This is a genomic window from Rhodospirillales bacterium RIFCSPLOWO2_02_FULL_58_16 (genome assembly GCA_001830425.1).
Taxonomy (GTDB): domain Bacteria; phylum Pseudomonadota; class Alphaproteobacteria; order Rhodospirillales; family 2-02-FULL-58-16; genus 2-02-FULL-58-16.
Genome location: MIAA01000036.1, coordinates 31,185 through 54,709 on the forward strand (window position 1 = coordinate 31,185; position 23,525 = coordinate 54,709).

Annotated in this window: 23 protein-coding genes; 10 read left to right on the forward strand and 13 right to left on the reverse strand. The window is 57.6% G+C overall.

All coding sequences use genetic code 11. The features are described 5' to 3' along the window. Window positions 1–4: 4 nt before the first annotated feature. The 4 genes from A3H92_09205 to A3H92_09220 all read right to left on the reverse strand — a co-directional run bounded on the left by A3H92_09205 (window position 5) and on the right by A3H92_09220 (window position 4,533). Complete coding sequence (locus tag A3H92_09205; GenBank protein ID OHC74238.1) at window positions 5–1,690, reverse strand: cytochrome C oxidase subunit I; 1,686 nt, start codon at window positions 1,688–1,690, stop codon at window positions 5–7. Between the two features lie 11 nt (window positions 1,691–1,701). Continuing rightward, complete coding sequence (locus A3H92_09210; protein OHC74239.1) at window positions 1,702–2,247, reverse strand: cytochrome C oxidase subunit II; 546 nt, start codon at window positions 2,245–2,247, stop codon at window positions 1,702–1,704. A 323-nt stretch (window positions 2,248–2,570) separates the two neighbouring features. Further along, a complete protein-coding gene (locus A3H92_09215; GenBank protein ID OHC74240.1) occupies window positions 2,571–4,142 on the reverse strand; it encodes a peptide chain release factor 3 in 1,572 nt (523 codons plus the stop codon). A 25-nt stretch (window positions 4,143–4,167) separates the two neighbouring features. Then, window positions 4,168–4,533 (reverse strand): two-component system response regulator, encoded by a 366-nt coding sequence (locus A3H92_09220; protein OHC74241.1) that lies wholly within the window; start codon window positions 4,531–4,533, stop codon window positions 4,168–4,170. A 159-nt stretch (window positions 4,534–4,692) separates the two neighbouring features. Between A3H92_09220 and A3H92_09225 the strand changes: the two genes are divergently transcribed. From A3H92_09225 to A3H92_09240, 4 genes are all read left to right on the forward strand, one after another. Then, window positions 4,693–6,354 (forward strand): phosphoenolpyruvate mutase, encoded by a 1,662-nt coding sequence (locus tag A3H92_09225; GenBank protein ID OHC74242.1) that lies wholly within the window; start codon window positions 4,693–4,695, stop codon window positions 6,352–6,354. After that, window positions 6,351–7,490 (forward strand): phosphonopyruvate decarboxylase, encoded by a 1,140-nt coding sequence (locus tag A3H92_09230; protein OHC74243.1) that lies wholly within the window; start codon window positions 6,351–6,353, stop codon window positions 7,488–7,490. The genes A3H92_09225 and A3H92_09230 overlap by 4 nt, the downstream gene beginning before the upstream one ends. Before the next feature lie 223 nt (window positions 7,491–7,713). After that, complete coding sequence (locus A3H92_09235; protein ID OHC74244.1) at window positions 7,714–8,328, forward strand: hypothetical protein; 615 nt, start codon at window positions 7,714–7,716, stop codon at window positions 8,326–8,328. Window positions 8,329–8,373: 45 nt separating this feature from the next. Further along, window positions 8,374–8,895: a hypothetical protein gene (locus A3H92_09240; GenBank protein ID OHC74245.1), complete on the forward strand. Its 522-nt coding sequence runs from the start codon at window positions 8,374–8,376 to the stop codon at window positions 8,893–8,895. 3 nt (window positions 8,896–8,898) lie between these two features. Here the strand turns inward: A3H92_09240 and A3H92_09245 are convergent, their stop codons facing one another. Both A3H92_09245 and A3H92_09250 read right to left on the reverse strand, forming a co-directional pair. Further along, on the reverse strand, window positions 8,899–10,281 hold the full coding sequence (locus tag A3H92_09245; GenBank protein OHC74246.1) for a hypothetical protein: 1,383 nt from the start codon (window positions 10,279–10,281) through the stop codon (window positions 8,899–8,901). Window positions 10,282–10,476: 195 nt separating this feature from the next. Next, window positions 10,477–11,079, reverse strand: a complete 603-nt coding sequence (locus A3H92_09250) for a hypothetical protein (protein OHC74247.1) — start codon at window positions 11,077–11,079, stop codon at window positions 10,477–10,479. Window positions 11,080–11,185: 106 nt separating this feature from the next. Here A3H92_09250 and A3H92_09255 point away from each other — a divergent pair, with 106 nt between their 5' ends. From A3H92_09255 to A3H92_09265, 3 genes are read left to right on the forward strand one after another with little or no spacing between them, the layout of a single operon-like run. Then, window positions 11,186–13,822: a hypothetical protein gene (locus A3H92_09255; GenBank protein OHC74248.1), complete on the forward strand. Its 2,637-nt coding sequence runs from the start codon at window positions 11,186–11,188 to the stop codon at window positions 13,820–13,822. Next, window positions 13,819–14,532 (forward strand): hypothetical protein, encoded by a 714-nt coding sequence (locus tag A3H92_09260; GenBank protein OHC74249.1) that lies wholly within the window; start codon window positions 13,819–13,821, stop codon window positions 14,530–14,532. The genes A3H92_09255 and A3H92_09260 overlap by 4 nt, the downstream gene beginning before the upstream one ends. Window positions 14,533–14,543: 11 nt before the next feature. After that, the gene (locus A3H92_09265; protein OHC74250.1) at window positions 14,544–15,533 is read left to right on the forward strand and encodes a hypothetical protein; all 990 of its coding nucleotides are present in this window, start codon (window positions 14,544–14,546) and stop codon (window positions 15,531–15,533) included. A gap of 5 nt (window positions 15,534–15,538) precedes the next feature. Here the strand turns inward: A3H92_09265 and A3H92_09270 are convergent, their stop codons facing one another. Continuing rightward, window positions 15,539–16,177, reverse strand: coding sequence for a hypothetical protein (locus A3H92_09270; GenBank protein OHC74251.1), 639 nt, complete (start codon window positions 16,175–16,177; stop codon window positions 15,539–15,541). Window positions 16,178–16,400: 223 nt separating this feature from the next. Between A3H92_09270 and A3H92_09275 the strand changes: the two genes are divergently transcribed. Next, entirely contained in the window at window positions 16,401–17,303 is a 903-nt protein-coding gene (locus A3H92_09275; GenBank protein OHC74252.1) for a hypothetical protein, read from the forward strand. A gap of 258 nt (window positions 17,304–17,561) precedes the next feature. Then, window positions 17,562–18,422 carry an RNA polymerase factor sigma-32 gene (locus A3H92_09280; protein ID OHC74265.1) on the forward strand — a complete coding sequence of 287 codons (861 nt, stop codon included), beginning with the start codon at window positions 17,562–17,564 and terminating at the stop codon, window positions 18,420–18,422. Window positions 18,423–18,612: 190 nt separating this feature from the next. On the opposite strand, the gene A3H92_09285 is transcribed toward A3H92_09280, so the two are convergent. The 6 genes from A3H92_09285 to A3H92_09310 are packed head-to-tail and all read right to left on the reverse strand — an operon-like array spanning window position 18,613 to window position 23,238. After that, the gene (locus A3H92_09285) at window positions 18,613–19,146 is read right to left on the reverse strand and encodes a D,D-heptose 1,7-bisphosphate phosphatase (protein OHC74253.1); all 534 of its coding nucleotides are present in this window, start codon (window positions 19,144–19,146) and stop codon (window positions 18,613–18,615) included. Between the two features lie 2 nt (window positions 19,147–19,148). Continuing rightward, window positions 19,149–19,760, reverse strand: coding sequence for a sugar isomerase (locus A3H92_09290; protein OHC74254.1), 612 nt, complete (start codon window positions 19,758–19,760; stop codon window positions 19,149–19,151). A gap of 2 nt (window positions 19,761–19,762) precedes the next feature. Beyond that, a complete protein-coding gene (locus tag A3H92_09295; GenBank protein ID OHC74255.1) occupies window positions 19,763–20,956 on the reverse strand; it encodes a hypothetical protein in 1,194 nt (397 codons plus the stop codon). Further along, the gene (locus A3H92_09300; GenBank protein OHC74256.1) at window positions 20,950–21,678 is read right to left on the reverse strand and encodes an ABC transporter; all 729 of its coding nucleotides are present in this window, start codon (window positions 21,676–21,678) and stop codon (window positions 20,950–20,952) included. The genes A3H92_09295 and A3H92_09300 overlap by 7 nt, the downstream gene beginning before the upstream one ends. Then, the gene (locus A3H92_09305) at window positions 21,675–23,066 is read right to left on the reverse strand and encodes a hypothetical protein (protein ID OHC74257.1); all 1,392 of its coding nucleotides are present in this window, start codon (window positions 23,064–23,066) and stop codon (window positions 21,675–21,677) included. The genes A3H92_09300 and A3H92_09305 overlap by 4 nt, the downstream gene beginning before the upstream one ends. Beyond that, window positions 23,059–23,238, reverse strand: a complete 180-nt coding sequence (locus tag A3H92_09310; protein OHC74266.1) for a hypothetical protein — start codon at window positions 23,236–23,238, stop codon at window positions 23,059–23,061. The genes A3H92_09305 and A3H92_09310 overlap by 8 nt, the downstream gene beginning before the upstream one ends. A 47-nt stretch (window positions 23,239–23,285) precedes the next feature. Between A3H92_09310 and A3H92_09315 the strand changes: the two genes are divergently transcribed. After that, window positions 23,286–23,489, forward strand: a complete 204-nt coding sequence (locus A3H92_09315) for a hypothetical protein (protein ID OHC74258.1) — start codon at window positions 23,286–23,288, stop codon at window positions 23,487–23,489. The last annotated feature ends 36 nt before the right edge of the window (window positions 23,490–23,525 follow it).

Here is a 23,525-nt window from a genome sequence, read left to right on the forward strand (position 1 = left end):
AGTCTCAGCTAAGACCCCAGACGTCGGACAGATACTTCCAGTTCACGAAGTAGTAGAGAACAAACGTGACCAGGAAGATCATCGCCAAGGTGAAGGTGCCGGGCACCTCCATGGCGCCGGCGCTACCGTGTTTGGTAGCGGCGGAAGCCACTGAAGCCGCCGGGGCCGCTTTTGCCGCCGGAGCATGAACCTTGGATTTGCCGACCAAGATGGTCAGCACCATGTTGAGCACATAAACAAGCCCGCCGACGGCGCCGATAACGCCGCACAAGCTGGCGAGTCCCATCATCATGAAAGCCGAAGCAGGCAAATCATAACCGATGGCGGCGTCGGCAAAGGACATATCCCAGTGCCGGCGCGGCGCGCCGACGGTTCCGGCGCCCATTTGCAGGATAGCCAAACCGCCCATCCCAAGACCGAACAGATACGGCTGAAACTTGGCCAGACCGGGCAACACCAGTTCCTTCTGCCACAACGTGGGTACGATCCAGTAGGAGATACCCATGAAGGCCAGGGTCGTTCCTGTGGCGACGGTGCCATGGAAGTGACCGGGAACATACATGGTGTTGTGCATAATCAGGTTAAGCTGCTCGGTGCCCAGCACCACGCCGGTTATGCCGCCGAGGAAGCCGAACATGACCAACGACAAGGCAAACGCGGAGAATACCGGATTGCCCCAAGGCGCCTTGGTCAGCCACTCAAACAAGCCGTTGTTATAGCCCTTCTTGCGCTGGGCCGCTTCAACGCAACCCGGCACGGTCAAGCCGTGGACCATGCTGGCCAGCACCGCCAGATAGAGGGCGTAGCTGGTGTTGAAGATCTTCCACTCCGAGGTAATGCCCGGATCAACCAGCAGATGGTGGGCGCTGGCCAATTGCAGGAAGAAGATATACAGCAGGAAGGCAAACCGGCTGACTTTTTCAGACAGCGGCTTGGCTCCGAACAGGATCGCCGCGCTGGCATACCACACCGCGATATGAGCCGACACGTTGATCTGCTGCGAGGAATGACCCATCGCCCACCAGATAACCTTGTAAACAACGGTGTCGATATGTCCCAGCAGACCCGCCGACCACGCCAACGTCGGAATAAGAATGATGGCGCCGGTAAGGATGGTGAACACGGCAATCAACGCCGCCGTTATGGCGCCGAAAGTCACCAGAGGGACAGTGCCGACAAAGACTTTTTCCACCTTCGCCATGTGAATGGTGAAGAAGAAAACGAAGCAGGCGATAAGAGCGCCGACGGCAAACAGGATTATGCCGAGGTAGAAGTCCGGCGTCGCCATCATCGGCGGATAGGAAGTAAACATAACGCTGGAATTGCCGCTGAGTACGGCGACGTTGGTGATCGCCGCTCCGACCAGCATCGTCCAGTAGGCAATCCATGCCCAGCCGGGTCCCGCCAGACGGCAATTCAGGAGAATCGCCGAGGTGAAGTAAAGCAACGCCACCTCAAAGAAGATAATCCACACCAGCAGAATGTCCAGGCCGTGCGCGGTAAGCGCCAGGTAGAACAAATCGGCCGGAAGAAGATGTACGGCCGGCCAGCGCGTCAACGCCACCAATAGACCCATAAGTCCGCCGACCAGGAAGAAGACCACGGCCGTAACCGCGTTCCACTTGATCAGCTTTTCGGCGGCGAGGTCGATTTTAAATCCCGTTTCGGGACATGTTCTGAATTGTGCCATGATCGCCCCCCTCACTTCTCTACAACGAACATTTTGGACGACATGGTGTGATGTCCGATGCCGCAAAATTCGTTACAGATCAATCCGAATTCGCCCGATGAAGTCGGGGTCAGCGTAAACACCAACTCGTAATCGGGATGGATCTGAATGTTAATGTTCTCAGGCAACAGCGAGAACCCGTGCAGGTAATCCAGCGAGGAAAGGTGGAAGCGATAGTTCTGCCCCTTTTCCAGTTCGAGGATCGGGTACCATTCCCACAGGCGGGCGAGCAGATAAACATCGCTGCCTGCCGGCGGGTGGACAACGGGAACGTTGTTCGCGCCGACCGTTTTAGCGGTCTTGTGCTTATCGACCATGGCGTTAACCTTGGCCTCGAATGCCGCCGGTCCGATCTCATAGGCCTCGTTGGACAGATTCTGTTTACCGGCGATGTGCCAATAGGGCATCATAAAAAACAATATCAATGCCCAAACCAAAGCGACGCTGATCCACGTAACCTCGGTTTTTTCTATCGGCTCGTTCCACCAGAGCGGATTTTCTGGAGGTGTAATAGCCATTTGTTCTCCCCCTCTAAGTTATGGTGCCGGCGGAATCGCGAGAGCGTCGTAAACGCCCCACACGACGTAAATTAACATCGGCACAACGTTGCCGATCACAACGAGCAACCACATATTGTCAAGAAGCCGTTGCATGAAAGGCACGTCACAACACGCCGGTGCCGCGCCCGAACCTGGGTTTGCCATTGCCCCCCCCTCTAAAAGTTAACTGCATCAAAAAGTAACCTAGCTGATCGTACAGAATATATATCCTGAAAAATCATAGATACATACATATCTCAACGAAATTCTTACGTCCATACCTAAAAAATCAGGAAACGACCTTACCTTGTCTGTTCCTTCGTCTTCAGGAAACGGATTTCCGGCCAATCCTTGCCGGCCTGGTCAAGATGCCAGGCGTTCCGCGCCATGAAAACGGGAGCGCCGTCGTGATCATCGGCGATGGCCGCGCTGTTGGCCTTGATAAATTTTTTCATGGTCAGGCAGTCGTCAGCCTCAACCCAGCGGGCGGTATAGAGCGTCGTCGGCTCAAGGCGCACCGGGATGTCGTATTCGGTGCGGATGCGATCGGCGATCACCTCGAACTGAAGGGCGCCGATAACGCCGATGATCCAGTCAAAGCCGATTTGCGGCTTGAACACCCTGGCGACGCCTTCTTCGGCCAGATGACGCAAGGAACGCCCCAGATGCTTGGCGCGCATGGGGTCTTCGGGATGCACGCTTTTCATCATTTCGGGAGCAAAGCTCGGAATTCCGGTGAACTTCAGCGTCTCGCCCTCGGTCAGCGTATCGCCGATGCGAAGGTTGCCGTGGTTGGGAATGCCGATGATGTCCCCGGCCCAGGCGTCATCGACGGTTTCCCGATTCTGGGCGAGGAACAGCAACGGATTATGAAGGATGAATTGCTTGCCGCTCCGCACATGTTGCAGTTTCATCCCCCGCTTCAGGCGCCCGGATGACAAACGGAAGAAGGCGATCCGGTCCCGATGCTTGGGGTCCATGTTGGCCTGAATCTTGAACACGAACCCGCTGACCTTTTCCTCGTCGGGAGCGACGATGCGTTCCTCGGCCTGCCGCGATTGAGGCGGGGGGGCCATGGCGATCAGGCCTTTGAGAAGTTCGTGAACGCCGAAATTGTTTATGGCGCTGCCGAAATAGACCGGACTCAAATGGCCCTCGCGGTAAGACTGAAGATCAAACGCATGGCACAGCCCCTCGGCCATAAGAATATCCTCGCGCAATTTGCGGACGGCTTGTTCGGGCAAAAGGACGTCAAGCTTCGGATCGTCCAAGCCGACGCACTGCTCCAGGCCGGAGGTCTGACCCTTGCCGATAAGCAACAGTCCGTCGTTAAGAATATCGTAACAGCCGAGAAAATCCCGCCCCATGCCGATTGGCCAACTGACCGGCGTAACGTTGAGGGCCAGGGTCTGCTCGATATCATCCAGCAAATCAAACGGATCGCGCCCTTCGCGGTCCAGTTTATTGATAAAGGTTATGATCGGAATGTCCCGCAGGCGGCAGACTTCGAAAAGTTTTCGCGTCCGGGACTCGATGCCTTTGGCCGCGTCGATGACCATGACCGCCGAATCGACGGCGGTGAGCGTGCGATAGGTGTCCTCGCTGAAATCCTCGTGGCCGGGCGTGTCCAACAGATTAAAGGTGCAGCCGCCGAACTCATAGGTCATCACCGAGGAGGCCACGGAAATGCCGCGCTCCGCTTCCACCTTCATCCAGTCGGAACGGGTGTTGCGCGCTTTCCCGCGAGCCTTCACGGCGCCGGCCATTTTTATGGCTCCGCCGAACAGCAGAAGCTTTTCCGTAAGCGTCGTTTTACCGGCGTCGGGATGCGAGATAATGGCGAAGGTCCGCCGGGCGGCGATTTGCTTTTTCATGGGAGAGAAATTGTCAGGAAGGAAGCTACAGGAGGCCGACCTGGGAGAACTTGGCCTGAATGATCTCGCTGTCGAAGGGCTTCATGATGTATTCGTTGGCTCCCGCCTCGATAGCTTTCTGAATATGTTCGATATCGTTCTCGGTCGTGCAGAAAATAACCACCGGCTTGTCGCCGCCGGGAAGCAGGCGAAGCTCCTTCAGGAATTCGACGCCGTTCATAACCGGCATGTTCCAGTCGAGCAAAACCGCTTCCGGCATAGCCGCCTTGCAGGCGTCAAAGGCGAGTTGACCGTCAGCCGCTTCCCGCGCTTCAAAGCCGAGTTCGGTCAGTATCTTGCGGGCCACCATGCGGATGACCTTTGAATCATCTACGATCAGACAGGTTTTCATGTGCTTGCCGACATCCCGGTTAAAAATATTATCTATCCTTAGATTCAGAAGAGGAATTTATCAAGCCCGGCTATTTCAGACGCCCGCGCTTTGAACATTGAGTTTGTGCGTAATTATGCTATATGCGCCCTTGCAATCCTTGATGAGGAACCCGTGTAAGTGTCAGTTAAAATAAAACCGATATCCGTCAAAGCGGAAGAATCGCCGACCAAAGCGGCGCAGTTGAGGGCGATGATAATGTCGCCCGAGATTGAGTTTCTTATGGAGGCTCACGACGGCCTGTCCGCCAAGATCGTCGAAGAGTCGGGCTTCAAGGGCATTTGGGCCTCCGGCCTGTCGGTATCGGCGGCAATGGGGCTGCGCGACAATAACGAGGCGTCGTGGACCCAGGTTCTTGACGTAATGGAGTTCATGTCGGACGCCACCTCGATTCCCATCCTGATGGACGGCGATACCGGCTACGGCAATTTCAACAACCTCCGCCGGGTAGTGCGCAAAATGTGCGAGCGCGACATCGCCGGCATCTGCATCGAGGACAAGGTGTTCCCCAAGACCAACTCGTTCATCGGCGAGCGCCAGCAATTGGCCGAAATCGATGAGTTTTGCGGTAAAATCCAGGCTGGCAAGGACAGCCAGACCAATGCGGATTTCTGTTTGGTGGCGCGAATAGAAGCCCTGATCGCCGGTTGGGGGCTGGACGAAGCCCTGCGCCGCGCCGAGGCCTACCATAAGGCCGGCGCCGACGCCCTGCTGATCCATTCCAAACGCTCAACCGCCGACGAAGTGTTGGCTTTCAAGGCTGAATGGGGCAACCGCTGCCCGGTGGTGATCGTCCCCACCAAGTATTTCAACACCCCCACCGACGAGTTCCGCAAGGCCGGAATTTCGGTGGTTATCTGGGCCAACCACAACATGCGCGCCGCCATTACCGCCATGCGCGACATCAGTTGCCGCATTCAGCGCGAGGAAAGTCTGGCCGGCGTCGAGGACAGCATCGTCAGCGTTCAGGAAGTTTTTGCAATCACCGGCGATGACGAACTGGCGGAGGCCGAGAAACGTTATCTGCCTTCCAAGCGCGACGAGCCGAGGGCCGTTATTCTCGCCGCCTCACGCGGACGCCAGTTGGGCAAACTCACCGAAGACCGTCCCAAGTGCATGGTTGATGTTCGCGGTCAACCCCTGCTGCGCCGTCTGGTGGATACCTTCAACGAAGGCGGGGTGCGCGACATCACCGTGGTTCGCGGCTACCACAAGGAGATGATCAATCTGCCCTCGATCAAGACCGTTGACAACGATGTTTACGCCACCACCGGCGAGGTCGCCAGCCTTGCCTGCGCCGTAGACAGCATTCAGGGGGAATGTCTGGTCGCTTACGGCGACATCCTGTTCCGTCATTATATACTTGATAGAATCAGGGCGGCTTCCGGCGATATCGTATTGGCGGTGGACGCCATGTGGGAGAGTCGCCGCTCCGACTCCGCCGAATGGGTGCGCGACCTGTGCGCCTGCACCACCGGCTTTTCCACCGATTACCTGAAGGACGATCATGTGCATCTCAGCCGCATCGGTCCCGACCTGAAAACAGATACGGTGAACGGCGAGTGGATCGGTCTGGCCAAGCTTACCGCCGAAGGAGGCCGACTGGTGCGCGCCAAAATGGCGACGATGCGCGAAGACGGCAGCCTTCATAAGGCAGGTCTGGTCGGCCTGTTCGCCGGATTGCTGGAAGACGGTCACAAAATTTCCGTGCTTTATGTCACCGGCCACTGGCTGGATGTTGACGACACCTCCGACCTTGCAAAAGCGCGTGAGTTCCTGTGATCGGAGCCGACGATTTTCTGGCTCCCGCCCGTGAGGCGGGATTTGATTTCTTTACCGGCGTTCCCTGCTCGCTGCTGACGCCGCTGATCAATCGGGTGATCGGCGATAAAAGGCTGACCTATATCGCCGCCGCCAGCGAAGGCGAGGCGGTGGGCATCGCCGCCGGCGCCTGGCTGGCCGGACACAAGACGGCGGTCATGTGCCAGAACTCGGGGTTGGGCAACACGGTGAACCCGTTGACCTCGCTGAACTTCCCGTTTCGCATTCCGACGCTGCTGATCGTAACCTGGCGCGGGGAGCCGGGGCTTGCCGATGAACCCCAGCACGAATTGATGGGCGAGATCACACCGGCGCTGCTGGACGTTATCAGGATTCCTCACCGACCATTCCCCTCCTGCCGGGAAGATGTGGCGAAAGCGCTGGCCGAGGCCGATTCGGTTATGGAGCGCAGCGGTCTTCCCTTCGCCTTCATCATGCAAAAAGGCAATGTCGCTTCCGAGCCTCTGAAGGCAGCGCCGGCGGCGGCGCCTCCCCATGGGCGTTCGGTGGACCTGCGGAACGGGAAAAATGCCCCGCCGTCGCGGATGCAGACCCTTGAATGCCTGTCGGCGGAGATTCCCGATGCGGCGGCGGTCATCGCCACCACCGGAAAATGCGGACGCGAGCTGTTCACTATCGCCGACCGGCCTCAGCACTTTTATCAGGTGGGATCGATGGGATGCGCCGCCGCCTCCGGCCTCGGCGTCGCCCTCAATGTGCGCCGACCGGTGGTGGTGCTTGACGGGGACGGCGCGGCGTTGATGAAGATGGGGGCGCTGGCCACTATCGGCGCGTACGCTCCCGGCAATCTGATCCATATCGTTCTCGACAACGGCGTCTACGATTCCACCGGCGGCCAGCCGACGGCGGCGGCCAATGTCGATTTTGCCGCTATCGCCATGGCCTGCGGCTATGCCGGAGCATCTTCATGTGATTCTCTTGAAGGATTCGCCGAGGCCTTGGCGCAGGCTCTATCAACGCCAGGACCTCACTTAATTCATATGCGAATCTCCATCGGCTCCACGACCGACCTCGGACGACCCTCCGTCAAGCCGTTCGAGGTTGCCCGTCGCTTCAAGGCTTTTCTTGCCGGCTAGAGCGTTATCCGACCAAATGGAATTGCCTGCGTTGCGCATTGGCGAGGCGATCCGCGAGACGCGACGTGAAGAGCGATGCAAAAGCATCGGTCGAACGGCGCAACGAAGCGGGCGTCCGCCAAGGCGCAACCCGAAGGGCCGGGGTCTTTTTCGGCGCAGGCGGTTCCATTTGGTCGAATAATGCTCTAAGACGCGCTAACGTAATTCGGAAAGGGAGAGGGCCATCAGTCATAACACCTGGATACACCGCGCCGCGCGCGCCACCCTGGTGCGCTCCCTGGCGGCAACGGCGGTGACTCCCAATCACCTGACAACCGTGCGTCTGATTGTCGGCCTTACCGCAGCGGCGTGCATGATGGTCGGCGAGCAGCCTTGGCGCGTCATCGGCGGCGGCGTGTTTGTCCTGTCGGTGTTTCTGGACCGGGCCGACGGCGATCTGGCCAGAGTGACCGGAAAATCCAGCCCGTGGGGGCATACCTATGACCTGATCGCCGACGGGATTTGCAATACTTTGATCTTCATCGGCCTGGGGGTCGGCCTGACGACAAGCAGCCTCGGAATATGGGCCGCGCCGCTGGGGGTAGTCGCCGGCATTGCCGTGGCGTCAATCCTTTGGCTGGTGATGCGCATGGAGGAGATAGACGGACAACGGGCGGCGGAGTTGAAGAGCTTTTACGGATTCGACGCCGATGACGGCATCCTGCTGGTCCCGATCTTTATCTGGATGGGCTTTGCACAGGAGTTGTTGGTCGTCGCCGCCGCAGTTATTCCCGTCGTCACCCTGTTCTTCATGGTGATGTACCGAAAGAAACAGAAAACAACGGGCCGCAAAAAATAAGAGACGTTAAGGTTTGATAAATATAATCCGTGAGAAAATCAGACCATGTTCAGATTCAGTCTCAAACTTCCCGTAATTCTATTAAGCATCGGCATCGCCGTGTCCAGCTGTTCCAATACGGACGCCACAACCGGCGAAAAGTCCGGGAAACCGGATATCGGGAAAGCCTCCTCCCGCTTTGCCGACATCCCGATGCCGGCCAAGTCCGATATCGATATGGACAGCACCATGGTATTCGGCGGCGATGAGGCATGGTTGGGCAGACTGGCCATCAAATCATCACATAACACCAACGATATATTTGATTTCTTCAAACAGGAATTGCCGGGGTACGGCTGGCGGGAAATCACCTTGATTCGCTCGACGGTGAGCGTACTCACCTATTCCCGCGAAAACCGAGTCGCCACCATCCAGATTCAGAGCACCACGCTGGGCGGCAGCAGTGTTATGCTGACCGTTTCCCCCCGTGACAGCAAGACTCCGCAAGATTCGCCGGGATCATATGGCGGCGGCACATCCCTTCCGGGCCGGGGCGGACTGCCGGCGCCGGTGCAAATCATTCCGTAAACATCAGCCTGATCCCATAAAACTCGGCTCGCAATATTGGCGGCGAAGTTTCAGTTTGGCGCAGATATCGGCGGCGGCGGCGTCGCTGTTGAGAGGTCCGGCCTTAAGCCGGTAAAAGATTCCTTTGCCCTGTCCCATATCGACCTTGGAAACCTCAGGCGTAAGATCGCCGAGGAGAGTCGGGTGGGCGCGCTTCACTTGCGCCCATCCGCGATCAGCGGCGTTTTGCGAACGGTAAGAGGCGAGATGGACGGCGGGTTGCGTCCCGGAGCGCTTGGCGCCGGACTTGGCGGACACCGCCGCGCCGTTGCCTGCTGACGGACTGTTGGTCGGCGTGCCGGCGGGCTGCATGGAGCGTTCGATGGCGGTTCGCTCCTTGGCGTACTCATCGGTGTCGATCAGCTTTTCATCCCGCAACGTCTCCAGTTTGCGCACGGCGTCGGCGGCTTCCATCAAACCTTTGGGCGGCGCTCCGGGATTGGCTACCGATACCGGCGCCGAGGGCATCAGGGCGTCAAGGATCATGGTGCGCTCGGCGGAATGTTGACTGACGGAAAGGGCGCGCATTTCAAGCGCCCGCCCGATAGCCCTGAGGCGTCCGGATATCTGTTCCGACGACGGCACCGGACGATCCATGCCGGACGCCGCAGGCGGAGAAGTAAGAGGCAACAGAGCGCCTATATTGGCCTGACGGCGGGTATTGAATTCTTCCGGGGTAATCAGGCTTTGATCGCGCAACGCGGTCATGGCCTTGAAACGGGCGACGACATTGGCTTCATTGCCGCTGAACGTGGGGGCCAATCCCGCCGCCCGTGCGCTGGATTCGGGGCTGGGCGGCGGCAGCGCCGTCCTGCCCAGCAGGGCCGGACCGGCAGGAGCGCCGCTGATTATCGGGTTGCCGGCGTCCGCCGGAAAACCGGGCGGGGACGGCAAACTTTCTCCGTAACCGCTGTTCTCCATGCCTCCCACAATGTTTCCGCTTTCCAGCAGGGCGAGATTGACGCTGGCGATCTCGGAAACCGGGCGCGTCGATAACTCTTTCCACACGACAAGCTGTTTGCTGTTGTCAGGCCTGATGGCGAGGATTGATTCATACATTTCACGGGCCTTCACCGCCCGCCCGGTGCTTTGATAAATAAACCCAAGAGCCAGCAAGGCGTGGACATCCTTGGGATCGGTTCGCAACGCCTTGTTGAAGTGGACTTCGGCTCCCGCGTAATTGCCCTTGGCCATTTCGGCAAGGCCGAGTTCCGCCCGGTCATTGGAGCCGAACAGCATTCCGGTGTCCCAGAAAGACGAATCGACTATTCCCCGACCTTCGGAATAGCCGGCGCAAGCGCCAAGCCCATAAACCATAAGCGCGACGACCGCCGTACGCCTGATCATTCCTTTCACGATTCTCTATCCCTTTCCCGAGATCGCGAAGAATTTTGGAAGCCCCCGCCGAATTCTTCAATAGGCAAAAATCAAATCACTAACTATAGTGCCTCATAATGGGACGACATACTATCATTTGATGAGCCATAAGCAACAGGGAATGTTAAAATATTTTCCTACGACTTACAGTGAAAAATAATGCGGTTATTCCGCCTTGTTTTTCAGCCTCAGCAGGGTCCATAGGGTCCACAGGCAATAGACGGAGGCGCCGATACCGCAAGCAATGAAAAAAGGCTCCAGGTAGCCGAGCCAGGTGATGGGGGCCAGCAGGTAAATGCCGTCTTCCAGCTCGAAACCGGCGAATCCGGGATAGCCGACGGTCTCGCCGCCCAACGCCTTGTCGATGTTGAGGTTAAGGAACATGGACAGGATGGCGGAAGTCGTCCCCGCTACGCCGAGGACGACCGCCCAGCTTCCCAACGGCCCGTTATACAAGCCGGCGCCGATGCAAAAGAACAGCGTTCCGTAACTCAGCGCCCCGGCAATGTAATCAAGGAAGTAGCCGAGCCTGGAAGAGGAGGCCTGCTGGCGCGCCAATTCACCGTCAAAATGATCCATGAAGCGGGCCAGCACGAATAAACCGGCTCCCCAGTTAGCCATTTGCGAATCGCCGACGGCGAACAGGCCGGCGCCGGCAAGCGCCGTCAACAACGATAAAATCGTAAGGTGATTGGGGGTAACCGGCGTATTAACCAGCGGTTTAACGAGTATGCGGGCGATTCGCTGATCCCAGGGAGGACCTTGCATCGGAAACTCCTTAAAAGACGGCCTGAATGATGACACGCTTGGCAGGCCGACGCTTTCGGCACTATAAGCGCCTGTTAAGCGCCTGTTAAATGTATGGATTTGAATTATGCTCGACGCCGCCGCAAAAGCCTATCGCCGATTTCTCGTGCGTTGGGTTGACTACGTTCGCCGATTTGCTCTGTTGGTTATCTTCGCCTCAACGGCTGCCTCTGTCGGTTCGGTCTATTATCTGTCCAATAACATTTCGATTAACACCAAAACTACCGATATGTTGTCGTCGGAGCTTCAATTCCGCAAGGATTCGGCGGAGCTTAATGCCGCCTTTCCCCAGTTTTCGGACAACATTCTGGTCGTAATCGAGGGTGAAACCCCGGATTTGGCCGATGACGCCACCTTGATGCTGGCGGCGCGATTGCGCCAATACCCCGAGCTGTTCGGCGGTGTCTACGACATTGCCGGAGACCATTTTTTCCGCCGCAACGGGTTGCTTTTTCTTAATGAGAATGACTTAAATGAACTAAGCGACCGCTTGGCCGAGGCTCAACCGTTTCTCGGCAAGTTATGGCAGGACATGAGTCTGCGCGGCCTGTTCAAAATGCTGGAGCTGGTTATCGACGAAACCGGCAAGAAGGACGGCAAGGCGCCGATAGAGATAAGCGCCTTGCTGAATTCCATCGCCGATGTTGCGGAAAAACAGGCCGCCGGAAAGTTCTCGAGCCTGTCCTGGCATGATCTTATGCGCGGCAAGACCGGCGCAAAAAAGGACAAACGACGCTTTCTTATGATTCAACCGGCGTTGGATTTCAGCACCCTGCAACCGGCAATCAAGGCCATGAAAGCGTTGAGAGGCCATGCCCGCGAGTTATCTCTGGATAAACAACGCGGAGTGAGCGTCCGTCTCACCGGCTCGGCGGCGTTGGGGCATGAGGAGATGATGAGCGTACAGGAGGGCATGGGCATGGCCGCCCTGTTGTCGCTGTTCCTGGTCGGCGGCTTGTTGATTATCGGGCTGCGCTCGGTTCGCCTCCTCATCGCCATTTTCGCCACCCTGATTATGGGGCTGATCTGGAACGCCGCCTTTGCCATCGCCGCCTTCGGGCAGCTTAATCTTTTATCGGTGGCCTTTGCGGTGCTGTTCATCGGTCTCAGCGACGAGTTCGGGGTTCATCTGGCCCTTCGTTACAAGGAGGGAATAGATAACAATGAGTCGCATGCGGCGGCGCTTCGCCACGCCGCCGACGGCGGCGGCGACGCCTTGACGCTGTGCGCCGTATCCGCCGCTATCGCCTTCTATTCCTTTCTGCCGACGGATTATATCGGACTGGCTGAACTCGGCCTTATCGCCGGCACCGGGATGTTCATCGCCCTGTTCGCCAATATGACCATATTGCCGGCCGTTCTTACGCTGTCGCCTTTGTCTGCGGAGCCGAAAACAGATGAGCGCGAACTGTCCGCCTCGGCGGAGTGGTTCGGCTACAGCCACGCCAAATCAATCGCCTGGGCGGCGCTGGTCCTCGGGCTTGCCGCAGCGGTATTTTTGCCGAAAGCCGGGTTCGATTCCGATCCCCTGAATCTGAAAGACCCGAAGTCGGAGTCGGTGTCCACCCTGTTTGACCTGATGGATGATTCCCGCACCAGTCCTTATTCCATCACCGTTCTCGCCAATAATCTTGATCAGGCTGAAGAACTTGCCGGCAGGCTTGATGTCCTTGGCGAGGTGGATTCTACGGAAACCCTTGCCGACTATGTTCCCGTGGACCAGGACAAGAAACTGGAAATTATCGGCGCCATGGCATTGTTCCTTGCCCCGTCGCTATCGGCTGAAGGCAAGACGCCGCCGCCGGCGAAAGGACGCGCCGAAGCGCTTGCTTCGCTCAGGGCAAAACTCAGGCTGCCGGCCACGGGGGATCATGCGGCAAGCGCCCGTCGTCTTGAGGCCGCCTTCTCGGGGCTGATCAAAGAATCTTCCGTTGACGGAGACGTATTGAATGAGCTTGAGGCAAGACTGCTTTCAGGCCTTCCCGGCCGGCTTCGCGTCCTGCGGGAGTCCCTGACGGCCGAACCGGTCACCATAAAAGATATCCCCGCCACCTTGCGCGATCACCATATCGCCGCCGACGGCCGGGCGCGGCTTAAGGTTTATCCCAAGGAAAACCTGCAAAACAAGGAGGCGCTTTACCGCTTCGTCAATGCCGTGCGCAGCATCGCGCCCCACTCTACCGGAATGCCGGTGGTCATACTGGAGGCCGGCAATACGGTAGTCGCCGCCTTTTGGCAGGCGGCATTGCTGGCCGTCAGCGGCATCTCGCTGATGCTTTTGGTGGTGTTGCGGTCCTTCCGCGACAGCCTGCTGGTGTTCGCGCCGCTGTTGCTGGCGTCGCTGCTGACCGTCGCCATATCGGTTTTGTTCAACATTCCGTTCAACCTCGCCAACATTATAGCGTTGCCTCTTTTGTTCGGGCTTGGCGTGGCGAGCGGCATTCATCTGGTAATCCGTGAACGCGAGGAGGCCGGATCGGCCGCCGCCTTGATGACCAGCACCCCCCGCGCCGTGCTGTTCAGCGCGCTTACCACCATCGGATCGTTCGGCTCCATGGCCTTGTCCGGCCATCCCGGAACGTCAAGCATGGGCGTGTTGCTGACCATCACCATCACGCTGAGTCTGTTAAGCACCCTGTTTGTGTTGCCGGCGCTGATGGTCATCTGGCCGCCGGTAATTAAAAATAATAAGGGGAATACATGACGACCGGCCCGAAGCAACCCTATGTGCCGCCGCCGCCAAAGACCCTGTTTCCCCTGGTCCGACATCTATCGTTTTTCATGACTCCGCTGCTCGCAAAAACGCCGATCAGCGCCAATCAGACAACCACGATCTCGATGCTTTCAGGGCTTGGTTGCGCATGGGCGATGACGCGAGGGAGCTGGGCCATGGAAACGGCCGGCGGCGTCATGCTGGTTTTGTGTTACATCCTTGATAATTGTGACGGCGAGATCGCCCGCATCAAGGATCAATGCTCAACGTTCGGCATGCACTATGACAGCTTCGTTGATTTTATCGTTCATGTCGGGTTCTTCGCCGGCCTCGGCGTCGGGGTCGCCGGATCGACCGGGCAAGAGGCATGGCTGTGGATGGGGATGGCGGCGGCGGCGGGGGGAACCGTCAACTATGTCATCAGCCTCTTTTTCGCCGCCAAAACCCGCCGAAAGCATGAAGATGCGGGCGATTACGATCCCACCGGGCGTCTGGCCGCCGAAAAACCCGTGACGCCTGAAAAATGGCAGGAATGGGCTGTCTTCATATTACGCGAACTCAGCCGCGCCGATTTTTGTTTTATCGTTCTCGGGCTTGCCCTTTTCGATTTGACCTGGGTGCTTTTGCCGGCCGGGGCCGTCGGCGCCCAGGTCTACTGGGCGGCGCTTTTCATCCGTAACGTCAACGAGTTTCATGTTTAGGGAATGTCGGCTTGCGCTATCTGAAATTCCTCTATCTTGCAATCGGCCTCGGTCTCCTGGTTCTGGTGCTTGGTGAGACTGATATTGCCGATGTGAGTGAACGGGTAATTCAGGTCGGATGGGGGCTGGCCGTGATTTTCGGCCTTTATCTCATCGCCTTCACCATTGACTCCTTCACCTGGCAGATGGCGCTGGTTGAGGTTCCGCTGAACGGCGTCTGGATGTATCGAACCTGGAAGGCGCGGATGGTAGGCGAGGTTTTCAACACGGTAATGCCGGCCGCCGGCATGGGTGGCGAGCCGGTCAAGGCCATACTGCTGAAGAAATACTACGGCATCGGATACCGCGAGGGAACGGCGTCGCTGATCCTCGGCAAAACCATCAACATGGCCTCCCTGATGATTTTCCTCATCGGCGGCTTTGTCCTTATGTGGAGCGCGCCGGCGCTGCCCTTATCCTACAAGTTCGTCTCCGGCCTGGGACTTTTGACCCTGGGAATGGGCATCGGCCTGTTTTTCATCATTCAACGGCTGAAAATTACATCAATTACCGGCGCCTGGATCGGTCGTCGGCGAATCGGCGCCTGGGTCAACGGCGTGGTCCACCACATCCATGACATGGACGAGCGGCTGGTCCGTTTTTACACTCAACACAAGCGGCGGTTCGCCGGCGCGGTGATGCTGGCCCTGGTCAACTGGCTGCTCGGCGCCGCCGAAGTCTATTATTCGATGCTGTTTCTCGGGCATCCGATATCCCTGGCCGATGCCTGGATTATCGAGGCGGCGGCGCAACTGGTGCGCGCCGGAGCATTCTTTATTCCGGCCGGGATCGGCATTCAGGAGGGCGTGTTCTTTGTCGTCTGCTCGGCGATGACCGGAGTTCCGGCGCTGGGGGTGGCGGTGGCGGTGGTGCGACGAATCCGCGAAGCGTTGTGGCTGGCGTGGGGAACGCTCCTCGGCTTCATGTTCACCTTGATGCCGGAGCATGAAGCCGCGAAATGAACCGGCTATTTCGCGGTCATGGCTTCGGCTTTTTCATTGAGAACCTTAACGAGTCCGTCAACGCCTGAATTTTTCAGCACCATGCGATATTCAGAGCGGCGCACGGCAAGTTCGCTGATCGAATTATCGAGCAACACATCAACGATTTGCCACTGCTCATTATTCATTCTCAGCACATAGGTGATGCCCACGGGCGACTTCTGAGGGCGTAAAATCCTGGTTTCAACCAGCAGCGTCTGCTGCGGTCCCGGCCTTTCGCCGACGGTCTCGAAAGCCTCGCCGGAAAAGCCGTCAAATTGGGACGCATAGGTGCTGATGCTTAATTTCGTGAAGGCATCAGAGAGATTTTTCTGCTGCTCGACGCTTGCCGCATTCCAAAAATCACCGGATGCTATCTTTATCATCTTGGGAAAATCGAAGGTCTGCTCAATTTCCGGCGCCAGACGACTATAGCGTCCCTTTATGCCGAGGGCATCGGCTTCTTTCATTACCGCCAGCAGGTTTCCATGAAATTTCTCGACAATGGCTCGCGGAGTGATGCTTGTAGAGGCGCTTGCGGAGGCGGCGCCGGCGCTGCCGGAAAGAACCGTCAACGACATAACGAGAAAAACAAGGGCCTTGAGAGTTGTAACGTGGTAATTCATGCTTTAGATTCCCGGTGGACTATTTTGAAACTATGATGTTAACCATAGCAGTTTCTAGAACCTTGATGCTTTCCTGACAATAGGGTGTGACAAAAAAACACACATTAACCATAATTTAGATTTTTACGGATATCACGGTTGCAGAAACGCGGAAGTTAACTTAGATAAGATAACCGAGTCGCGTTCTTCGGGTCGAGGGACATGTTTTTATGGGGAGGCTCTTTTGATAAGTTCCAATAAAGTACTTTACTTCTTTAACGCCCTTTTGCTGACGGGCGCCCTTGTCGCCGGAAGCGCTACGCTTTCAAAGGCCGGTGATTTTGAAAAAACCGCCCCTGTCGGCATCGATGGTCCCGGAGCGGCGACCGCTGATCAATTGGCGGAAGGCGCCGCCGCCGCAGGCGGTGATGATTTCAACGATCCCATCGAGCCTTTTAACCGTTTTATGTTCGATGTTAACGAAGGCATTCAGGACTTCCTGCTCAGGCCCATCAGCACGGTCTATAATTATTTGCCGGCGGGTTTCCGCAACGGCGTAGGCAACCTCATTCATAACCTCAACACCCCGGTTATCCTGGCCAACGATCTGCTTCAGTTAGAGGGGCAGCGGGCCATGAGGACCTTCGGGCGCTTCGTGATCAATACCATTGCGGGCGCCGGCGGCATCGGAGACGTCGCCGGAGACCTGGGCATTCCCTCGCATAAAGAAGACTTCGGACAAACCCTCGGCTCCTACGGCGTAGGCGAAGGGTTCTATCTTGTCCTGCCGCTGTTCGGACCGTCCAATCCCCGCGACGCCGTCGGCAAGATCTTTGTCGACAGCTATTTCGATCCCCTGTCCATGTATCTGAAGAATACGGATGAGGATGCGGCCTACTGGTCCATGATGGCCGGCAAGGGCATCAGCGAATATGCTGGCGTGATGGAAGAGCTTAATCAGATCAAGAGCACGTCCATTGACTACTACGCGGCGATCCGCAGTATGTATCGCCAGAAGCGCAAGGCTGAAATCGGCAACGGCCAGGATACCAACCTTCCGCCCATTCCTGACCTGGACCTCAGCCTGAATATCGATGATAACAAAAAAGAGAGCGAAACAGCGGCGGCAAGCGTCGTTACCAAGTAGCTCCCGCCTTATCTGCAAGGCTGAAGAATTTTACCCCCTCCGGGCAGACCGTTCGGAGGGGGTATTCTTTTGTCGCGTCCCGTCGCCATCTAAGCCAGGCAACCCCTTGATATTAAACGACTTTATCCGCCGGGGCTTGACTTTAGGAATGAAACGTGTATGATCATCGGCATCGGGCGCCCGTCCGGGGCCTGATATGAGAGCCGGTTGAATTCGCATATTGCTTCGAAAAGGAGGATATGGCGCATGTCTTATTCGATGAGCATGAAATTGCCGACCGTTCCGATGGATGGCGGACTGTCGGGTTATTTCCGTGATATCTGGAAATTTCCCATTCTGGAGCCTCAAGAGGAATACATGCTGGCTCGGCGCTGGCGTGAGCATAACGATATGGAAGCCGCGCATAAGCTGGTAACCAGCCACTTGCGTCTTGTCGCCAGGATCGCCGTGGGATTTCGCGGCTACGGCCTGCCGGTATCCGATCTTGTTTCCGAGGGGACAATCGGCCTTATGAAGGCCGTCAAAAAATTTGAGCCGGAGCGCGGGTTCCGCCTTTCCACATACGCCATGTGGTGGATAAAAGCGGCCATTACCGAATACGTTCTTCGTTCGTGGTCGATGGTCAAGCTGGGAACCATGGCGGCGCAAAAGAAGCTGTTCTTCTCTCTGCGCAAGATCAAATCCGGACTGAACATCCTTGACGGCGAGGAACTGACTTCGGAACAGGCCGCCGAACTTTCCAGGAAGATGAAGGTGTCGGAGCGCGAGATCATCGACATGAACCGTCGCCTGACGGTGCGCGACCTTTCCCTGAATGCGCCGCTGTCCCGGGAAGAGACTATGGAATTCCAGGACACCCTCGTCGATGAATCCTCCTCGCCCGAGACCCTGTGCCGGAACAAGGAAGAAATGGAACAGCGCATGGTTTTCCTGAAAAAAGCCGTCGCCGGACTTTCGCAACGCGAACGCCGCATTTTTACCGAGCGGCGACTGAAGGATGATCCGATGACTCTTGAGGACCTGGGGACGCGCTATGGAATCAGCCGGGAAAGGGTGCGCCAGATCGAAGTCCGCGCCTTTGAAAAGGTGAAGGCGGCGATTAACGTCAATGGCCGTTGATATTGACCGTTAGTATCACACATACGCAAAACCGTCTTGGCCGGACTTGATCCGGCCATCCACGTCTTTTCCTCACACCATTTTCGTACCCGGAAGACGTGGATGCCCGTGACAAGCACGGGCATGACGGAGGGGTTCGTTTCGAGTCATCGTCAATGGCCGCTGATACAATATCAACGCTGTCGGAGGGTCACCGGGGATTCTTTAAGATAACGGCAACCGCTTCGCCGAGGGATGAGACGATGAAATCCGCCGCCTCGGCAGGTGGTTCGTCGTAGCCGAAGTCGATCCATATAGAGGCGCATCCGGCGGCTTTTCCGGCGGCGGCGTCTTTCCATCGATCACCGATCAGGAAGCTGGCGGATAGGTCTATGCCGAAGCGCTCGGCGGCGTCATTAAGCATCCCCGGCTGCGGCTTGCGGCATTTACAGCCGTCGCCGTCATCGTGACAGCAGACAAAAATATCATTCAGCGCCAGAAGCCCCCGCAGTTTTTTATGCATGGCCTCCACCGCCTCGCGTTTCATCTTTCCCCTGGCGACATCGGGCTGGTTAGTGACGACGATGGTCAAAAAGCCCGCCTTGCGCAGACTTTCCACGGCTTCAACGGCGCCGGGGAGAATCTCCATTTCTTCCAAACTGACCGGCGCGAAGGGGATTCCTTGGCGAATTACCGCCCGCGTCAAAACCCCGTCACGGTCGAGAAACACGGCCTTCGCCGCCATGATCAGACGGCTTTCCCTGAGTCCAGGCCTTCCCATTTGGCGCTTTTAACCGCCAGATCAGGATGAGAAACAAGGCAGTGCCAGACGACCGCCTGGAAGGCTTCGGCATGGGGCGTAATGTGATTGGGGGCGACGGTGGGAATCACCACCACTTCATCGCCCGCGCTTTTGGTATAGCCGCCGTCGCGGCCGACCACGCCGAGCACCGTCATGGCCCGCGCCTTGGCGAATTTTACCGCCTGCACGATATTGGCGCTGACGTTGCGCTCCAGATCGCCGCCGCCGACCGAGAATACCATCAAGGCGTCGTTCCTGTCGGCGCGGCTGGTTTCCAGCCAGGCGGAATAGACCGTCTCCCAGCCTTCATCGTTGGTGCGCGCCGTCAATTCCGAGACATTATCCACCGGCGTGTAGGCTTCGATGGCGCACAGCTTACGAAAATCGTTGACGGCGTGGCTGCAATTGGCCGCGCCGCCGCCTACTCCGACAAGGAACAGCCGCCCTCTCCGCTCACGCAGACCCTTCAGGGCGACGGCCATGCGTTCCACTGATTGAGGATCGATGGCGGCGGCGATTTCCGCCGTCTGTTTAAGAAAATCTTTTACATGGCCCATAATTATCCTCCGAAAATAAGTTCCTCACGCGCATAAAGACCGGCGGCGCAAGCAATAAGAACAAGCGCCAGGGCGGTTGACGACGACATGGAAATCACGACGTTAAGCAACTCAACCGATTCGCCGCGCACAAACTGACCAAGCAACAAGGTCTGGCTGAAAGTAGGAATTGCCATCATCCACTTCTCGGCTTCAACAGGCGACAATACCATAACCAGACCGGGCAGAGCCGGCGCCAGCGGCAGCAATCCCAGATAAGTCTGGGCCTCCTTGAAGCTGCGGGTAACGGTGGCGATGATGAACTGCGCCCCCACCGCCAGCATCATCAGCGGCGCTAACGTCATTATGATCCCAAGCAACGTGGGGATGGATAGTATTTGCGCGAACGGCGAATCCGGTCCTCCCATCGTATTGAACACCATCTTGAAGGCGGCCAGTTGAACCAACACCGCCACTGCCGTGAACAGCAGCGCCGCGAGAAACTTGCCGAGCATCAGTCCCCACCGTTCTATGGGGTTGATAAGCAACGGCTCCAGCGACCCCCGTTCCCGCTCCCCCGATGTGGTGTCGATAGCCAGATAGACGCCGCCCATAAACACGTTGAAGATGATCAACGGCGGCACCATGAATAATAAAATATCGGTAATATGGGTGATTGCCCCGACATTGACGCTGTCAATGGAAAGCGGCCGCAAAACCTTCATGTCGATATCTTCGTCGGCGAGACGCCGCCCCCAGATTAAAATGTTAAAGCCGCCGAGAAGGGAGGCGACGCGATTGAGAGCCGTCAGGCCGGGCAACCGCGACGGATTGGAAATCACCTGCACCGAAGCCGTGCGCCCGGCGTCAAACATCTCGGAGAAATTTCCGCTGATCGCCAGCACAATGTTCACCCTGCCGAGGCGTACGGATTCTCGCGGGTCTTTGGGCGCCGGGGCAATCACAACCCCTTTGTCTTCAAGATAGGCGATGAGAGCGGGGCCATATTCGGCGCCCTGAACATGGAGGGTGAATTTCGACTCGCCCTCGCCGCCGCCGGAAACCACGGAGGCCGCCATCGTCATCATCAGGCCGAGAAGAATCGGCCCCATCAGCGGATAAATCAACGCCACCAGCAGGGAGCGCCGGTCGCGGATGTTGTCTTTTACCTCCTTGGCGAAAACGATGATGATGCGGCGCCACATGTCGGTCACCACCCCGCTTCGCCGCCGGTGACGTCCAGAAACATTTCCTCCAGGTCCGGTTTGCCGGTTTGTTCAAGCAACTCCGCCGGGGTTCCACAAGCGGCAATTTTGCCGTGGGCGATAATAACGATACGGTCGCAGATGGCCGCCACCTCCCGCATGATGTGACTGCAAAACAGCACGCATCGACCCTGGTCGCGGATATTGCGGATCAGACGGTGGACGGCGCGGGAGCTTGCGATATCAAGGCCGTTTGTCGGCTCATCCAGCAACAGGTTGGGCGGCTCGTGAACCAGGGCGCGGGCCAAGGCGACCTTGCGGGCCTGACCCTTGGAAAATCCTTTGGCGCGGCGGTCGGCGAACTCACCCAGTCCCAGGGTCTCGACCAGCTTGTCGATGCGGTTTTCCAGTTCAGCGCCGTCCAGGCCGTGCAGGCGGCCATAATAGCGGACATGCTCGCGGGCGGTGAGCCGGGGATAGAGACCCCGGCTGTCGGGCAGTACGCCGATGCGCTGCTGAACCGAGCGTCGGTCGGCAACGACATCAAACCCGTCCACCCTGGCGTTCCCCGAATCGGGACGCATCACCGTATAGATAATACGCAGCGCCGTAGTCTTGCCGGCGCCGTTAGGGCCGATCAGTCCGGTCACCTCGCCGTTGCGGGCGGTGAAATCGACGCCGTCAAGCGCGGCTACCGATTTGAAGGACTTGCGAAGAGCGGTTACCTCAATCATGACGACGCCTCGCGCGCATCAAACCAAATCAGCTTGCGCCCGCTCGGTTCCAGCGTCCCTGATTTAATAATGCGGGCGCGCCGACTTAAAGCTTCGCTGAAATTTTCCATAGCGTAGTCGTTAAAGATATCGTCGCGTAACTGCAACATGCGCTGAATTTGAGGATCGCTTTTGGGCGCGAACTCGATGACGCCGGTCGGCGCGATTGATATCAAAAGGCCGATAATGCCGTTCAGCGGCGCGTTATGGGTAATCGCCAAATGATGGACGAAGGCCAGCGCCAGCACCGCCTCGGCCGGCCCCCGCTCGAACCAGCCCATGCGCTCCGCCTGATTCCATCCCTGGGCCGGCGAGGGATTGGCGGCATTGCCGAACAACGGCGTAAAGGCGATCCCTGACTGATCGGCGGCGGTGAAGGCGATATCGAGGGCGTTCTGGTCCATGTCCCAACCGACGGCGCGCCCGGCGCCGCTATCCAGCGCCGCTTTTGAAAATTCTCCCGTGTTGCATCCCATGTCCCACAGCATGGCGGGGCGCACGGCCTCGCAAAATTCGGCGACGAAGGCTTTCTTGGCGCCGGTCTCGGCGTCAGAGTACGACTTGAAAGTTTCATATTCCCGCCACTGAGTCCCGCTCCTGTCGCCCGGCTTCAGACCGGATATCCAAGTCCGCAATTTTCTCAACATTCTACGCAAGGCGGACAGGGGAAACGTCCGGTTCCCGATGTCCTGCCTGCTGATTTCGAGGCCGCCGCCGTCAGACGGCCCCAAAGCCGCCTGAAGAACGACATGGGTGAGGATATTCCCGGAAAAGAAATGGCGCGGCGAAAGCATCCGCCGCAATTCCTCCGTCGGGATTCCTTCCAGACTGCCGCGAAACCAGTCGTTATGAGGGATGGCGAACAGCGAGCGCAGCAACAGCGGATTTAGAAACTGCCGGCAGAATTGCCGATAGCCCAGCCAGAATTCTCCCTGCCGGTAACGCCGGAAGGAAAGGGCATCAATGAAAATCGGTCGGCTGCCGATGAACTGCACGTTGTAGGCGGAAGCGTCCGACAGGGTCATCCCCTTGTCCAGGGCCGACAGGTGAACATCCAGATGCAGCAGCGCCGCCGATTTCAACGCCGTAAAACACCATTCGTAGGGGTAGGAAATAAAGGGCAGGCGCGGATGCTCCAGGACATAATGCGCGTCTTGCCGGATATCCGCATCGACCTTCCACGCATCGACCATGCGACCGGCGGCGACAAGCTCATCCAGCAATCCGCAATCATGGAGAAAGTCAAAGTCTTCCGCCGCCGCTTTGCCGACCGTTCGCAATATCCGCCCGTCAACGTGAAAGACCGTGCCGGCAACATCGCGAAACGACCCCGGATCGGCTTCAATCATCGGGTTTTTGCCGCTTGCCGGGAGCGGACTTGAAAAAGGAAATAATCCGGCGCCAGTAGAGCTTAAGCACTACCGCCGCGCCGGCCGCGCCGCCAAGAATCATTTGCAGCAGGATGCTGCCGGTGCCGGGATCAAGATAGGCATGGGCCGGATCGCCCGGCGCCGGCGCCATCACAAAAATGGCGGCGAAAAGAATGATCCGCATCGTTTTGCTCTCACTTGGACAAGACGGCAAAGGTATCATATGTTCGGCTGACCATGAAACGTATTCTCCACAGCCTTGTTCTGCTCGCCGCGTTGCCGGCGGCGGGGATCGCCCAAGCGGATGACGAGAAGATTCTCGAATTTGAAAGCCGCATTTCAATCAACGCCGACGCGACGGTAATAATCAGTCGACCGTTAATAAGCCGGGTTGAGTGCTGATTGAGGCATTATTACGACCCATATGGCGGCGATGAT